The 14748-nt window shown below is 59.0% G+C and carries 13 protein-coding genes; 3 read left to right on the top strand and 10 right to left on the bottom strand.

Annotated features, from left to right (window positions below):
- Positions 1 to 40 precede the first annotated feature (40 nt).
- The 4 genes from JNN07_10935 to deoC all read right to left on the bottom strand — a co-directional run bounded on the left by JNN07_10935 (position 41) and on the right by deoC (position 5186).
- Positions 41 to 1651, bottom strand: a complete 1611-nt coding sequence (locus JNN07_10935; protein MBL9168245.1) for a fused MFS/spermidine synthase — start codon at positions 1649 to 1651, stop codon at positions 41 to 43.
- Positions 1652 to 1682: 31 nt separating this feature from the next.
- Positions 1683 to 2084, bottom strand: a complete 402-nt coding sequence (locus tag JNN07_10930; protein MBL9168244.1) for a YkgJ family cysteine cluster protein — start codon at positions 2082 to 2084, stop codon at positions 1683 to 1685.
- Between the two features lie 7 nt (positions 2085 to 2091).
- Complete coding sequence (locus tag JNN07_10925) at positions 2092 to 4434, bottom strand: VCBS repeat-containing protein (protein ID MBL9168243.1); 2343 nt, start codon at positions 4432 to 4434, stop codon at positions 2092 to 2094.
- A 62-nt stretch (positions 4435 to 4496) separates the two neighbouring features.
- The gene (gene deoC, locus JNN07_10920) at positions 4497 to 5186 is read right to left on the bottom strand and encodes a deoxyribose-phosphate aldolase (GenBank protein MBL9168242.1); all 690 of its coding nucleotides are present in this window, start codon (positions 5184 to 5186) and stop codon (positions 4497 to 4499) included.
- 247 nt (positions 5187 to 5433) lie between these two features.
- Here deoC and JNN07_10915 point away from each other — a divergent pair, with 247 nt between their 5' ends.
- Both JNN07_10915 and JNN07_10910 read left to right on the top strand, forming a co-directional pair.
- Positions 5434 to 6681, top strand: coding sequence for an LL-diaminopimelate aminotransferase (locus JNN07_10915; protein ID MBL9168241.1), 1248 nt, complete (start codon positions 5434 to 5436; stop codon positions 6679 to 6681).
- Between the two features lie 21 nt (positions 6682 to 6702).
- A complete protein-coding gene (locus JNN07_10910) occupies positions 6703 to 7602 on the top strand; it encodes a TraB/GumN family protein (protein ID MBL9168240.1) in 900 nt (299 codons plus the stop codon).
- Here JNN07_10910 and JNN07_10905 read toward each other — a convergent pair.
- From JNN07_10905 to JNN07_10885, 5 genes are all read right to left on the bottom strand, one after another.
- Positions 7583 to 8026 carry a hypothetical protein gene (locus tag JNN07_10905; protein ID MBL9168239.1) on the bottom strand — a complete coding sequence of 148 codons (444 nt, stop codon included), beginning with the start codon at positions 8024 to 8026 and terminating at the stop codon, positions 7583 to 7585. The genes JNN07_10910 and JNN07_10905 overlap by 20 nt on opposite strands.
- A gap of 81 nt (positions 8027 to 8107) precedes the next feature.
- Positions 8108 to 9373 (bottom strand): NAD(P)/FAD-dependent oxidoreductase, encoded by a 1266-nt coding sequence (locus JNN07_10900; GenBank protein ID MBL9168238.1) that lies wholly within the window; start codon positions 9371 to 9373, stop codon positions 8108 to 8110.
- Positions 9374 to 9530: 157 nt separating this feature from the next.
- Positions 9531 to 10496: a ketose-bisphosphate aldolase gene (locus tag JNN07_10895; GenBank protein MBL9168237.1), complete on the bottom strand. Its 966-nt coding sequence runs from the start codon at positions 10494 to 10496 to the stop codon at positions 9531 to 9533.
- A gap of 172 nt (positions 10497 to 10668) precedes the next feature.
- Positions 10669 to 11877: a type II secretion system F family protein gene (locus JNN07_10890; GenBank protein ID MBL9168236.1), complete on the bottom strand. Its 1209-nt coding sequence runs from the start codon at positions 11875 to 11877 to the stop codon at positions 10669 to 10671.
- Positions 11878 to 12278: 401 nt separating this feature from the next.
- Positions 12279 to 12965 (bottom strand): CAAX prenyl protease-related protein, encoded by a 687-nt coding sequence (locus JNN07_10885; GenBank protein MBL9168235.1) that lies wholly within the window; start codon positions 12963 to 12965, stop codon positions 12279 to 12281.
- A 330-nt stretch (positions 12966 to 13295) separates the two neighbouring features.
- On the opposite strand from JNN07_10885, the gene JNN07_10880 reads away from it, so the two are divergent.
- On the top strand, positions 13296 to 14018 hold the full coding sequence (locus JNN07_10880; GenBank protein MBL9168234.1) for a translation initiation factor IF-3: 723 nt from the start codon (positions 13296 to 13298) through the stop codon (positions 14016 to 14018).
- A gap of 12 nt (positions 14019 to 14030) precedes the next feature.
- On the opposite strand, the gene JNN07_10875 is transcribed toward JNN07_10880, so the two are convergent.
- Complete coding sequence (locus JNN07_10875; GenBank protein MBL9168233.1) at positions 14031 to 14660, bottom strand: hypothetical protein; 630 nt, start codon at positions 14658 to 14660, stop codon at positions 14031 to 14033.
- Positions 14661 to 14748 lie beyond the last annotated feature (88 nt).

Below are 14748 nucleotides of genomic sequence, written 5' to 3'. Positions count from 1 at the left end.
TAGTGTTCTGCCGGGCGGCCGCCCGGGCTAGTGTTCGGTGCTAGAGCCTCGACTTCCGATCCGGATCCATGCTCTTGGCCATGTTCCGACGAAACGTCTCCCGGTTGACGGCGTCATAGTAGTCCACCGGGTTGTAATCATCCGTCAGGATCCTTCCGCGTTGGGGATCGGTGGCGACGACGTTCACTAATGTCCTCTGCACCTCGCTCACGAGATCTGAGTGGATGTAATCGTAGCTGGTGGGCGGGACCAAGGTCATCTCAGGCAGGTCGGAGGCGGCCATGAATACATTCCCGCGTCCAGAGTCGTGGATCTTGACCGTCTTGAAGACCGACTGAAGGGTCTTCTCGAGCGAGCCTACAAAGTAATCTCGCCCACGGTCGAAATAGCCGAAGCAGTTGAGTACAATGCAGCCGCCGGGATTGAGCACATGCCGCATGGAGGCGAAAGCCTCCCGGGTCATCAAGTGCGACGGTGAGGAATCCCCTAGGAAGGCATCCAGGATGACGGCGTCGTATCGATTCGTAGTCCGGTTGAGAAAATGTCGGCCGTCCCCGATATGCAGGGTGAGCTGATCAGGCTTCAGATCGAAGAATTTCTCCGCGATCGGCACCACCCCTTCGTTGATCTCGACCACCTCCACCTTGACTCCTTCCCGCGCGAGTTGGCTCGGCACGATTCCAACGCCCATTCCGATGCAGAGTGCCGATTCCAGTTTGGGGCTGTAACCCCGGGCCAGGGCGTGAAGCATGTAGGTGAACATCGCTCCACTCTGCTGAGTATTCGTGTGGTAGATGTTCTGGGTCAGGTAGTCGTTGACGTAGAACAGTTCGGCCGAGTTCTTCAGCTGGATGACTTGGAGCATGCCGTAATTGGAGTTGCTCCTAAAGATCTCCACCCCGCGCCCATAGTCCGTTCGGAAATCCGTCTTGACGCCATACAGGCCCAGGCCGACGGATGCGACTGCGAGAAGAATGGGTTTCGCCACTGCGGATCGGCGCTGGCCGAAGAAGAAGAAGTAAACCAGGGAGAGGAGGGCGAGGCCGCCCGCCGTGAAGAACATGGTTCGCGAGTTGGGCAAGTGGGGGATGAGAACATAGCCAATCAGGGCTGCCCCGAGCACGCTTCCCAGGGTGCTGATGGCCGACAAACGTCCGGCTTGGCCGCCTACGCCGCTCAAGGTGCTGGTCAGGATGCGAATGAGGAAGGGTCCGGTCATGGCTAGCAAAGTGAGGGGGACGAAGAACAGGAACCCCGAGGCCAGGATAGATCCGATCTTGATGCTCGCGTCCAGGCCGCCGAGCTGGGCTCCGAAGTCCATGCACCAATACGACACCCGCTCGGTGACAGAGATGGTGAGTGCTAGGTAGGCGGCTGCCCACAACATCGCCTGATACAGTCGGCCTAGATCTTGTGCGCGATCCACCATGCGTCCCCCCACATAGTAGCCTGTGGCCAAGGAGAGCAGCGTCACCGAGATTTGGGCCGTCCAGACGAAATGGGAGGTGCCTACATAGGGGGCCAACATTTTCGCCCCCAGGATCTCTACCACCAGGATCGCGGCCCCGTTGATCGCCGCTGTCAGGTAGAGAAACGTTCGAAGGCTGGCTGGCAGGGTCGGGGCTGGAGTGGGTGTTACGCTGGTTTGCACCCGGGTTTTCTAGGTGGAATTCGACCGCGCATCAAGAACCTTGATGCGACGCTCGGTCATCATACTCCACTCTCCCGGTGGCCGCGTAGATGCGTCGCCGATATTCTTGCACGTCCAGGAGACGCGGAATCGCGCGACAGCTGTCGGTGAACCCCGGGAAATTCCACAGATTCGGGAAATCTCGGCATTGCTGGGGCTTGACCGGCTGAATCCGGCAGTTGTCACCTTCCAGGAATGAGCATGCCCCGTTGGGCTGATCCGCCAGGATAAGGCCACGACGGTCTGCGCTCAGATGCGTGTGTTTCTGAATAAACTCATGCTCATCCATCAGCAGGAAGGTGGCGATGCGAGTGATCTCCGCCTCTGACACTCGTACCTGGCCGGGCCATCGACAGCATGCCGTGCACCGTTGGCATTCGTGGAAGATGGGCATTGGCTCGTCACTCCTGCAAGTAAACCAGGATCCTGTCGTGCACGACGATCGCTAGGTCCGACTTGCCGTCACCATTGAGATCGGTGATCAATCCCTCCCGAGGCTCCGTTCCTTCTCCCCGGCGACTGCGGAAGCTTCTCTCCTCAAAAACCTGCCAGCGATTTCCGGGCGATAATTTCTGCCCTTTGGAGTAGCTGACGATGTCGAGGTGATTGCGTCCGGTCTCCAAGAAAACAATGTCCTTCCGCCCATCGTGGTTCAGGTCGCCCAGCACTGCGTCCGTCAGTCTTCCGTCCTTGATCAGCGTCTCGTAGCCGTCCAACTCGCTGAACTCCCATCGAGTTCCGGCCAAGGACAGCCACCCGGCTCCATTGGCGCCCAGGAGCGCGACGCACTGGCCCGCAGGGCCGCCCAGGTTGATGGCTCGGAGTTCAGTGAACTCGGTGTAGGGGAGAGTGAGGTTACGCTGGATCTGCCAGACTCCGGTCTTGTCGCGCTCGCACAGCGTGAGAACCTTGCGGTCCGCATCCAGAAGGCAAAGTAACGGGATGCTCGAACCGGCGGAGGGCAGGGGGGTGGCAGCCACGATGCGGGAACCGGGGGTACTCCCGTTGACCTGGTCCTTCACCACCCAGCTCCACTGGTTGCTTTGACCGGGCAGTTCTTCAGCAGGCTTTTTTAGGACCACCGCCCGGAGGAAGTTCTTTTGCGCGAGGAGCAACTCGGGCTTACCATCGCCATCCACGTCGGCGCTGCTGGCCCAGGGTTGATCCGCTCCGCCGCCCGGCAGGGCGATGTCAATCTCCTCAAAGTCTTTGCCCGATACCTGCAAGAGCACCTTGACCTTTTCGTACGGAATCAGAACGACTAGGTCCGTCAGGCCATTCTGATCCACATCTTCAAACCGCAGGCTGGCGGGATTGGACTTAAAGGAAGCGGCCAGCTTTTGTGTTCGAAAGCCGCCTTGGTGCGTTCCGGTAACCAATTGACGCCGGTCGTCGACCTCGACAATGGCCGCCAGGACCGGCGACGATCCAGCCGTGAGCGATCCTACGGCCATTGCCAGCGGCTTTCCGGGGATCGGCAGCGGGGTAGGAAAGGCCATTCGACCTTCCTGAGTGAATGCGGTTCTTCCTATCTGGCGTTCATCGCCGCTCAACACAAAGATCTCAGCCGATTTCTCGCGGGCTCCCGGGGAGACCGCGATTTCTGAAACTCCGGCCAGGCAAGGGAAGTTTTTAGACGGCGCCAAGCTGCCGTCGGCCATCTGGATGTAGACGGTCAGTTGACCGGTATCGGGTTGGGCGATCAGCAGGTCTGGTCGTTCGTCCCCGTTTACATCCGCCCAGACCAGGCCCTTACGGGCTTTGCTTGTCTTGGCCAAGGGCAAGATCTGAAAATCTCCCGCTTCCGCGGCGGCGGGGGCCATCGAGGGTGGCTTTCGGACGAGGTGTGAGATCTGTGCTCTCCCACTGGTTTGCGAGATCGTCAGGATTTCGGGTCGTTTATCTCCATCCAGATCATCGGCTGAGAGTGAGCGGATGGGGGGCATCGCGAAGTGGAGTTCCGGTCCAAGCCTTCCGTTGGAAGCCTGCAGACGGACGCGGATCGGATGGGAGGATTCCCAGTTCAAGAGGATGAGATCTGGGCGGGCATCCCCGTTGATATCGAAGATATCGATGGCCTTGACGCCGCCGGTGAAGGCCAGCTTTTCAGGCTCGGAGAGTCCGTGCTCCGTCGTTTGGGTGAGGATCGATATCGAGCTCTCCCCCAGCACCGCCACGTCGGGTTTGCTGTCACCGTTCAGATCCCCCACGGCAAGGCTGTTGGGTGTGAGTTGAGCTTCATCCAATTGCCACTTCTTAGGGGTGCCCCAGGTGAGGTTCGTTTGGCTGTAGTGGACCACCAGTTCGTACGGCTTGGGCTCACCGAAATAGACTATGTCGGGAAGTTTGTCATCATTGAGGTCCGCCACCATGAGCCCGGCCACACGCTTCTCCGAGGTCAGGCTCTCGATCTTGAACCGTGCATCCGGCGGAAGCTCATTGATGTCGCGTCGGGCACCCGGGGTGTCATTAGGGTCCAGGGCCGGCTTGCCGGTCCGGTTCATGAGCAAGCTGATCTTGGCCTTGGAGTTGTTGGCAATGACCAGATCGTTCAGGCCGTCCCCATCGAGGTCGGCCGATCGGAGTTGGCCGATGAACGGATCGATCGGAAAATTCTCCGGTCCGGTGAAGCCAAAGCGAGCGGCTTCCTGAGAGGATTCCGCGGCCGTGGCACCGAGCGCGAGCCCAGTCGCAGCACAAACCAAAGCAAGAAGGCGACAGCTGAGCTGGCGCGGCCGATCCATGAGGCGGTGTTTCCTGTCCATTGAGGAGAGTACCGTGCCAGCGCGGCCTTGGTTTGGCCAGCTCAGTATTCTCCGGCGGGGAGGGAGGGCAAGCCCTTGAGAATGGCGACTCCGGAGGAGGTCCCGATCCGGTTGGCCCCCGCCTCGATCATCGCGCGGATCGTTTCCAGATCCCGAATTCCCCCTGATGCCTTGACCCCGATTTTAGGTCCCACGGCTTCCCGCATCAGGCGCACGTGCTTCACTGTGGCCCCGTGGGTGCCAAAGCCAGTGGAGGTTTTTACAAACTTGGCTCCGGCTTCGGCCGCGAGGTGACAGCCCTCGGTCACTTCGGCATCCGTAAGGGCGCAGGTTTCCAGAATCACCTTAACCGGGCGCTCCTCGGCGGCTTCCACCACATCCCGGATCTCTCGGAAGACGGCCTTGGTATCCACCTCCTTCAGTTTGCCGATGTTGATCACCATGTCGATTTCGTCGGCGCCTAGATCAACGGCGACCTCGGTCTCGTAGCGCTTCACGTCCCCATCCATGGCCCCGAGAGGGAATCCGACCACCGCGGCAACCAGAATCCCGCTGTCCTCGAGGCGTGCATAGGCTCGAGCGACTCGAGACCCGTGCACACAGACACAGTGGAATCGGTGCTCCATGGCCTCGTCGCAGAGACGATCGATGTCAGCGGCGCTGGCTTCCGGTTTCAAAAGCGTGTGGTCGATCAGGGCGGCGAGTTCCGAATGCCTCAACGAGTTTGTCATCGCCCCAACTATGCCTGGACTGGTCGGTGCCATCCAGGATTTGTTGGGGCCGACCGAGGTTGCGCCAGGTATGATTATTTCCGGGTGGGGCTCGCAAGGTAAACGTCACCAAGGTACCCGCTTCTACTGACACCCCGATCTTCCCCCCTCACTCCCCAGGGTTGCCAGGCGGCCGGGCTTGGCCGTAGTATGCCGGCCGGTGGCGGGCAGGCTCCGGTGAGCCTGGGTTCCCGATCCCCTATGATTTATGACTGAATCCTATATCCAAAATCTGTTTGCAGACCGCATCGGCGGCAACCAATACGGCAAATCCACCGCGATCTATAAGTTTGAGAAGATTAAGCGCGCCAAGCGGGCAGCGCTGGCCGCCAATCCCGGCGCTGAGATTATCGACATGGGGGTAGGGGAGCCCGACGAGATGGCGTTTCCCGAAGTGGTGTCGGCCCTGCACGCCGCGGCGCTCAAACCGGAAAATCGTGGGTATGCCGACAATGGCGACTCGGTGCTGAAGCAATCGGCAGCGCGCTATATGGACCGAGTCTGCGGCGTGAAGGGCATCAATCCGGAGACCGAGGTGATGCACTCGATAGGCAGCAAGGCGGCGCTGTCCATCCTGCCGGCGGCACTGATGAATCCTGGGGACTATGTCCTGATGACGACGCCCGGATACCCCGTCTTCGGAACCCACTCCAAATACTATGGAGGATTGGTCCACAACCTGCCGCTGGTCGAAGCCAACGGTTTTCTGCCTGACTTGGCGTCGGTTCCTGGGGACATCCTAAAGCGCTCCAAGGTTTTGGTGTTGAACTACCCCAACAATCCCACCGGAGCGAGCGCCACGCCGGAATTTTTCGCCCAGGTGGTCGATTTCGCCCGGAAGAACAACATCGTAGTTCTCCACGATGCCGCTTATGCCGCGTTGGTGTTCGAGGGCAAGCCTCTCAGTTTCTTGGCGACCCCGGGCGCTAAGGAGGTGGGGGTGGAGCTTCACTCCTGCAGCAAGACTTTCAACATGACCGGATGGCGCTGTGGGTTCGTGGCGGGCAACGAGCTGTTGGTCAAGGCCTATGGCGATGTGAAGGACAACACAGACTCCGGACAGTTCCTGGCGATTCAGCATGCGGCGGCCTACTGCTTCGATCATCCGGAGATTACCGAGAAGATCGCTGCCAAATATAGCCGTCGCATGAGCGCCTTGGTTCAGACCTTGTCCAAAGCAGGTTTCAACGCTCGTAAACCCAAGGGATCCTTCTTCCTGTATGTGAAGTCGCCGCGTGCGGCCACGGCCAAAAACGGAGTCCGACGGGAATTCAAGAACGCCGAGGAGGTTTCCCAATGGCTCATCACGGAAAAGCTCATCTCCACTGTGCCCTGGGACGATGCCGGCGCGTTCTTGCGTTTCAGCGTGACGTTTATCGCCAAAGACCAGGCGGACGAAAACCGAGTGCTCAGCGAGGTGGCGACCCGTCTCTCGGACGTCACCTTCGAATTCTAAATTCTAATCTGGCACTCGCTCATGCTCGCGCCCAACCGATCCTCCGTCACAGTGGCAGTCCTGCTTCAGCTGGCTGCTGTTTTTTGGCTCTCGGCGAAGGATCCCGTTCCGGTTGGAGGCAAGTTGAGCTTGTGGGAGGTCCGGTCGGGAAACGCCCGGATCCACCTGCTTGGCTCGGTCCATTTCCTCAAGGAGGATTCCTATCCCCTCGCCAAGCCGATCGAGGACGCCGTGAAAAATGCCGAGGTCGTTGCCTTTGAGACAGACCTTGAAGCGATGTCCAAGCCTGAGGGCATGATGAAAATGCTTCAGGGCGGTCAGTATCCGGAAGGTAAGACCTTGGCGGGGACATTGGATGCCCCACTCTACGCTCGGGTCAAAAAGAAGGCCACGGCGGCAGGCTTGCCCATGGAGTTGATCGGGGGCATGAGGCCCTGGTTGGTCGCGGTCACTTTGATCACGATGGACCTGCAGGAGCAGGGGTACAACCCCACTGAAGGGGTCGACCATCACTATCACGCGATAGCCAAAGAAGCGAAGAAGCGGATCATTGGCCTGGAAACAGTGGAGGCTCAATTGTCGTTCTTCGCGGATCTGGCGCCGGCCGACGAGGCGGCTTTTCTCTCCCAAACCCTGGATGAGATGGACCGGCTTCGTCCTCTCATGGACCAGATGGTCACTGCCTGGAGGACCGGCGACGCCGCCGGCTTAGACAAGCTCATGAACGACTCCCTGAAGGGGCAGCCCAAGCTTTACAAGCGGCTTTTGGTGGACCGCAACGCGAGCTGGATCCCTAAGATCGAAGCCCTGGTTCGGGAAGGTCGGCCTGCGGTGGTGATCGTAGGCTGTGCGCACCTGGTGGGTAAAGACAGCGTGGTCGAGATGCTTCGTCGCAAAGGGTTCACCGTAACGCAGCAATAACGGTACTCTCGCTGGGGATGCTCGCGTTCTGGCGGGAGCGCACGTATTTATGGCACTCCACGCAGCTCATCGTCACCCGCACGTAGGCGAGGGTTGCTCCATCCAAGCTGGCGAGGTTCGCCGCTTTGACCAGGGCCTCGGCGTTGCGCCGAAAGTTCTGACTCAACTCGGCATACTCCGCTCCACCCAGGACTGCCCAGTTTCCATCCTGGGACATGGCGATCAGCTTCTTGGCATTGCTCAAGATCTGGCTGTAATCCTCCACGGATAGCCCCTCCAGAACGGCTTGTGAGTGGGCTAGCTTCTGGCGCATAAACTCTCGTATGGCGGGTGGCTGTGCTCGTTTGCCCCGTTCGAAGGTGGCTGCAAATGCCAGAACGCTGGTGAGAACCAAAAGCCCGGCGAGAAGGAGATTCCGTTTCATACGCAATCTCAATCAATGGCCTGTCAGCGGGATTGGCTTGTCTGGAATTGTCCGGATCTAGCCCCAAGTTGCGATCCGAGGCTAAATCTTCGTGATGATCCGCGCGCCTCGCTTGTAGGTGAAGTACGAGTACGCCCACTGAACCAAGACGCTGATTTTATTGCGGAACCCGATGAGAAACAGCAGATGCACGAAAAGCCAGGCCAGCCAGGCGGTGAACCCGGTCAGATGAAAGTCTCGCAACTGCGCCACCGCTGCGGAGCGTCCGATGGTGGCCATCGATCCTTTGTCCCAATAGCGAAAGGGGGGACGAACGGCTGGGGCGGTTGCCGGGTGGCGTATTTCCTCGGTGATGATTCCAGCCACGTGCCGAGCCATCTGCATCGCGGCGGGGGAGACACCCGGAACCGGTTTTCCATCGGATTGCATCATGGCGGCCAGATCGCCGATGGCGAACACCGTGGGATGTCCCGGGATGCTGCAGTCCGGGTTCACCTTGATCCGCCCGGCTCGATCGAGTTCGACTCCCAGCGTGCGGGTGAGTGGATTGGCGCCGACGCCGGCCGCCCAGATAATGTTTTCTGCCTCGATGAGGGTGCCGTCATCCAGTTCCACCAAACCCGGAGACAGGTTTTTCACCTTGCGCTCCGTGCGCACCTCCACGCCCATTTGGCGGAGGGTTTCGGTGGCGCTCATCGCGAGGTCGGGCGGAAAGTTGGACAGCACGAACGGGGAGGCTTCGATGAGAATGACCCGTGCTTGGCTGGGGTCGATGTGCCGGAAATCCGCCTTGAGCACGTTGTTAGCAAGTTCCGCGAAGGCACCGGCCAGTTCCACACCGGTGGGGCCCCCACCGATCACCACCAGTGTCATCAGTCGTTTCAGGACCGCGGGGTCGCGCTCCATCTCCGCTCGTTCGAAGGCCAGCAGCACCTTCCTGCGGATCCGCACCGCATCCTCCAAGGATTTCAGCCCAGGCGCCACGGCCTCCCACTCCGGGTGGCCGAAGTAGGTGGTGACTCCCCCGAGCGCGAGCACCAGAAAATCAAACTCGAGAGTTTGCGACTTCAGTCCGACCTGCTTGTTTTTCAAATCGAGCGAGGTCACTTCATCCAGCAAGACCGTCACATTGGTTTGATCCGAAAGGATGGACCGGATGGGCTGGGCGATGTCGGGGGCGGACAGCCCGGCGGTGGCCACCTGGTACAGCAGGGGCTGGAACAAATGGTGGTTTTGCCGGTCGATCAGCGTGATCTGAGCTGAAGGGTGAGGCAGGGCTTGGCAGAAGGCCAGTCCTCCGAATCCGGCGCCAAGGACGACGATGCGGGTGTTTTGTGTGGTGTCCATGATGTCTTGAGTTCCGACCGAATGGGCGACTGACATTTGGGACAGCAAATTGCCCCAATAAACAATGAAAACGGGGTAACTGGCTACGCGCCCGTTACCCCGAAAGCGAAGGCTGTGTGTGGTTGAGTCGATCTAGGCGAGATCAACGGCCGGCAGCCTAGTCGAACGCATGGCCAGCGCAGCAAAGGACGTTGCGCAATTTGTGGCGCACGAGTTCCTTCACCATTTTTCGGGCCGGCGCGAGGTATTTACGGGGATCGAATTCCTTCGGGTTTTCCCAAAGCACCTTGCGAATGCCAGCCGTCATAGCCAATCGCAGATCGGTGTCGATGTTCACCTTGGTGCAGCCGGTTCGTCGTGCCACCTCGATGTCGGATTCAGAGACGCCAGCGGTGTCTTCGCCGAGTTTGCCGCCATATTTGTTGATCTCCTGAGCCAGATCCTTGGGTACGCTCGAGGCTCCATGGAGCACCAGCGGATAGTCGCCCATGCCCGCGTTCATGAGCGCGGCCTTGATGGCTTTCAGTCGTTCGAGGTCGAGGTGCTGTTCGCCTTTAAACTTGTAGGCGCCGTGGGAGTTCCCAATCGCTACCGCGAGGGAATCAACTCCGGACTCTTTAACGAATTGCACGGCTTCATCGGGATGGGTGTAGTGCCCACCGGTTGAGAAAGATCCACCCTCTTCACCCTCGTCAAACTGGGCGCCGACCAAGTGACCGAGTTCGCCCTCGACCACGCAATTGTGCTTGTGGGCGTATTCCACAACTTTTTTGCAGATCTCGACATTCTTTTCGAACGGCTCATGGCTCGCGTCAATCATGACGCTGGTAAACCCTTCATCAATGCACTCCTTGCACAGCTCGAACGAATCGCCATGGTCCAGGTGTACGGCAATGGGAATCGTCGAGAGGCTGACGGCCGCTTCAATTAACTTCCTGAGGTACACCGGGTTGGCATACTGGCGTGCACCTTTGGAGATCTGGAGCATTACCGGAGCCTTTTCCTCTTCACAGGCTTCGATGATGGCCTGGAGCAGCTCCATGTTGTTGACGTTGAACGCTCCGAGGGCGTACTTCCCCTTGAGGGCCTTGGAAAAAAGATCTCGAGTGTGTGTCAGTGGCATATTCTTCTCAATTATTAGGCCGCTTTTCGGCCTTTCAGCTTCAAACGAGCGCGCATGTTATGATGCGGTTGAAGAAAACCAACCAAAAAAAGCAGAACGCCAGGCCGTGTCCGGCCTGGCGTTCCAGGTGCGGTCGCCCTCTCGGGCAACCGAGTTTGCTCACCCCATCCCCTTACTTTGCGTTTACCAGCTCCGACATCTTGAAGATGGGCAAGAACATACAAATGGCGATACCGCCGACCGTGCAGCCCAGGAACACGATCAAGAGGGGTTCGATCAGGGAGGTAAGTCCGCTGAGAATCGTCTCCACTTCATCGTCATAGAAGTCCGAAACTCGCTCGAGCATCTGCTCTACTTTACCTGTTTGCTCACCGGCGGTCATCATGCGGATGAGCATGGACGGAAAGATGGGATGCTTCGAGATCGCGATCGCGAGTCCCTCACCGCGCTCGATGTCCACGGTTGCGGTCCGGATCGCTTTCTCCATGACGACGTTGCCGCACGTGTTGGCAACGATTCCCAGCACTTCCAGGATGGGGACACCGCTGCGAACCAACGATGCCAATGTGCGGGTGAACCGCGCTAGACAGATCTTGTGGGCGATGTGACCGAAGATCGGCAGGCGGATGCGGTAGCGGTCCCAGAACTCGCGCCCCTTGGCGGTTTTGATCCACAACATCCAGCCATACACCCCAACGCCTACGGCCGGGATGATCAGATAGATCCATTTTTGCATCCAGTTGCTCAGGTCGATCAGTGTTTGTGTCGGACCCGGAAGCTTCGAACCGAAGCCGGAGTAAATTTCGCCGAAGACCGGCACGACTTTCACCAGCAGGAAGACAGTGATGGCCAAAGCGACCAGCGTGACACCCACCGGATACATCATCGCCGATTTCACTTTCTTCCGCAGTCGGGCGGTGTTTTCCAGGTAGGTGGCGAGACGGGCCAAGATCTCGGCCAGCAGACCGCCGCGCTCGCCGGCGCCCACCATGCACACATAGAGTTTGTTAAAGACTTTGGGATGTTTGGCCAGCGCTTCCGAGAAACTGTCGCCACCTTCGACCCGGCTGGTGACGTCCTTGATGACGTCCCGCATAATCTTGTTCGAGGTTTGTTCGGCCAGCGCTTGAAGCGACTGTACCATCGCCAAACCGGCGTCAATCATGGTGGCCAGCTGGCGGGTGAACACGACTAAATCCTGGAGATTGACTGCTCCTCCCGCCGTCTTCCCCTTCTTGCCCACCTTCTCCTGGATCGAAACAACCAGGAGGTTCTTGTTCAGGAGCAACGCGATCGCTGCCTGCTCAGTGGCCGCATCGATGGTGTTCTTGATCTCCCGTCCGCTTCCGGTCTCTCGTGCTACGTAGACAAATGATGGCATAGGCTCTTCCCTTGCTTGGGTGGTCTTCGTTCTCGTCCAGAGTCGCGTCGATCCTCTGCTCGCCGGAAAACGAGACACACTCAGCACTTGCTTCCATCGGCACTCGCGCCTCCAAACCTTAAATCGAGTTGCGAGAGGCCGGGTTAAGGTGCAGGCGGGGCGAGTTTTCTGTCAGCAAGCCCAGGATGGATTGGCCTGCCCCCCCCACTTGGGGCCCAGTGTCCTGGCCTGGGACACCATCCAAAGTCATGGAATGACAGGCAGTCCGTTTGGTCGTCCCCCAGCCATCGTGTCGCGGAGCGACACCCGATATTCCTGACGGAATCCTGGGTTTGGGCTGCTCATGCTACGGGTGTAGGGATGAGAGCCGGCAGGGGGGGTGGGGGCTGATCTGGGCCGCGTTACCAGAACTGCCAGGCCCCTTTGACGACCACATAGATTCCGAGCAACAGATTGGTGATGCCGTGCGCGACCATGGCCTCACCAAGGTCCCCTTTTCGCAGGGCCAGCCACTGAAAGGCCAAGCCACAGAGGATTCCGGCGATCCACTGATTGGGGTGCACCAGGCCGAAGATGATCGACGTGATGAGGAAAGCCTTCATGGAGAATTGGTTGATGGGAAACTTCTCAAAATCGGGCTGTGCGATAGAGCGGTACATGAGCGACCGGTAAAAGGCTTCCTCGATCGGCGGGACCACCAGTGAAGTTCCCAGGATCCGAAGGCCGATGATGCCCCAACCCAGGGCACTGGCCTCGCCAAAGAATTGGAAGGGGTTCCAAGGCGCTGCGGGTTGGGCGGGGGTCTTGGAGAAGAGTTGGCCGAGGGGCGGATAGTGTCCGTCGAGGCCCACCCAGATCGCGAAAAGTAGAACGCCCATGCCGATGGAAATGGCGTTGAAGGTCCACCGCAGCTCGGCGATGAGCCCGCGCACGGACCAGATCATCCAAGCTCCAATCAGGGTCTTGGCGGCGTAGAGCCAATACGCCGAGGCTGCTCCGAATTGGCCTTGGAGGGAGGTGAGGAGAACCCAAACAAAGAAGGGCAGGGCGCGGACTGCGGCTGGTGTTTTCAGGCTTGCGGGGAGCACGGGCGCTATTCTACCAGGCTTGCGGGGAAGGGCAAGAAAGGATCAGCAGACTGTGGGTGACTTCGAAGGGGCATTTGGATCCCGTGAGGGGTCGGTAAAATTCTTCCCGAAAGGCCCGACTTTCGGCTTGCCAAAGACTCCATTACACTTTCAAAATCAACCACGTTGCCCGTCTCAGGTATTGTGAGACCCAGCATCGATTACTACGCTTTTAGACGCTTGTTTAGACGCTACTAATGACCAATAAGTCATGGACATTCTCCAACCCGTGAGGGCCTCTTGAGCCGGCCCAATCCTCCTCGTCACTTTTCCAGCGGACCTCAAATTAGGGTGAACGGCAAGATCCGTGCCCGCGAGGTCCGTGTCATCGGTCAGGACGGCAGCCAAGTCGGCGTGCTGACTCTGCCGGAGGCGCTGACCATGGCTCGTCAGCAAGGGGTTGATCTCGTCGAGATTGCCGCCACAGCGACCCCGCCGGTCTGCCGGTTGGTCGATTTCGGAAAATTCCGCTACGAGCAAGCCAAGCGGGAGAAGGAATCGAAGAAGCACCAGCACAGTAACAAGGTTAAGGAGATTCAGCTGAGTCCATCGATTGACCCGCATGATTTCGGCGTGAAGCTGGCGCATGCTATCGACTTCCTTTGCGATGAGATGAAGGTCAAGGTCACGTTGCGCTTTCGGGGCCGGGAGATGGCCCACAAGGAATATGGTTTCCAGCAAGTTCAGCGGCTAATCGCGGAGGTGGCCCCCTACGGCCACCCGGATCAGCCTCCGAAGCTTATTGGCAAAGGGATTACGGCGATGCTCAGTCCTCTGCCCCGCACGAAGCGAGCTAAGAATCCCCGGCAAGAAGAGGAGGTTGCGGATCCAGCTGCTGATAGCTCCAGCAAACAGATCGACCGAGCGCCTGCTCATTCCAGTCCCTCAAAACCGTCGGCTCCCGCCCAGCCTTCCTCACCTCGGGTGGGCACAGACTCGCAGCCGGACTTCAATCAGCCTTTTTCGAACCTAGAGGTTCCCCCGGCCGAGGAACAGAACGAGTCTACTGGTTAAAGGGAATACGGGTCAGGGGAGTTTCCAAACTGCGAGGTTGTCGAATCGGATGGGCGTCTCCGCGAAGGGTTTGCCCCAGATGGAAGCCCGGCCACCCGCTGGTGCTTCCGACAAACCGTGAGTCAGTGTCCAAGTCTCCGGCTCTGATTCGCCTTGCTTCCACGCTTTCCCAGATAGCTTCCACTCCCCGTCTTTGACCTTCACCAACTGCAGGCGAAACTCGGTCCAAGCCCCTGAGCTCCATTGAAAAGGAGTTGAAGTCAGGAGGTCGTCACCCTTGAAAAGCTCCAGCGCCTTCTTGGACGGAGTCACTTGCAGGCGTAAGGGAACGGCACCGTTGAGCCCTACTCCCATCACGGGAAAGCGGCGACCTTTGCTGGTGCCGAAAATGCGGGCCCCCACCTTAAGGCCGTCTTTGGCCGTCGGGCCGAACAGGGTCCCGAAGGTCTCCAGCGGTGCCCCGGGAAGCTCCAAGAATCGGTTTCCGCTTTCCTCCCTCACCCCGAAGGCGCCGTCGAGAACGAGGAATTCCTCCGGGACCTTACCGGCCTCGATTTTCTCAAAATCCATCTGGTAGGCTGGCTCCTGCGCGCTGCAGGTTCCCATCCCAGTTTCGGCGAGACCCCAAAAGATCCCCACCATCCACAGCAGTTGTTTCATAGTTCTTTCGATCCGGCAGCCCCGCAGACCCAACGAGGCTGGCCTTGATCGGACGGACATCGAGCCACGT

It is taken from the genome of Verrucomicrobiales bacterium, assembly GCA_016793885.1.
GTDB lineage: Bacteria > Verrucomicrobiota > Verrucomicrobiia > Limisphaerales > UBA11320 > UBA11320.
Note: the sequence above shows the minus strand (reverse complement) of the source record. Positions and strands in the feature narration are given on the sequence as shown.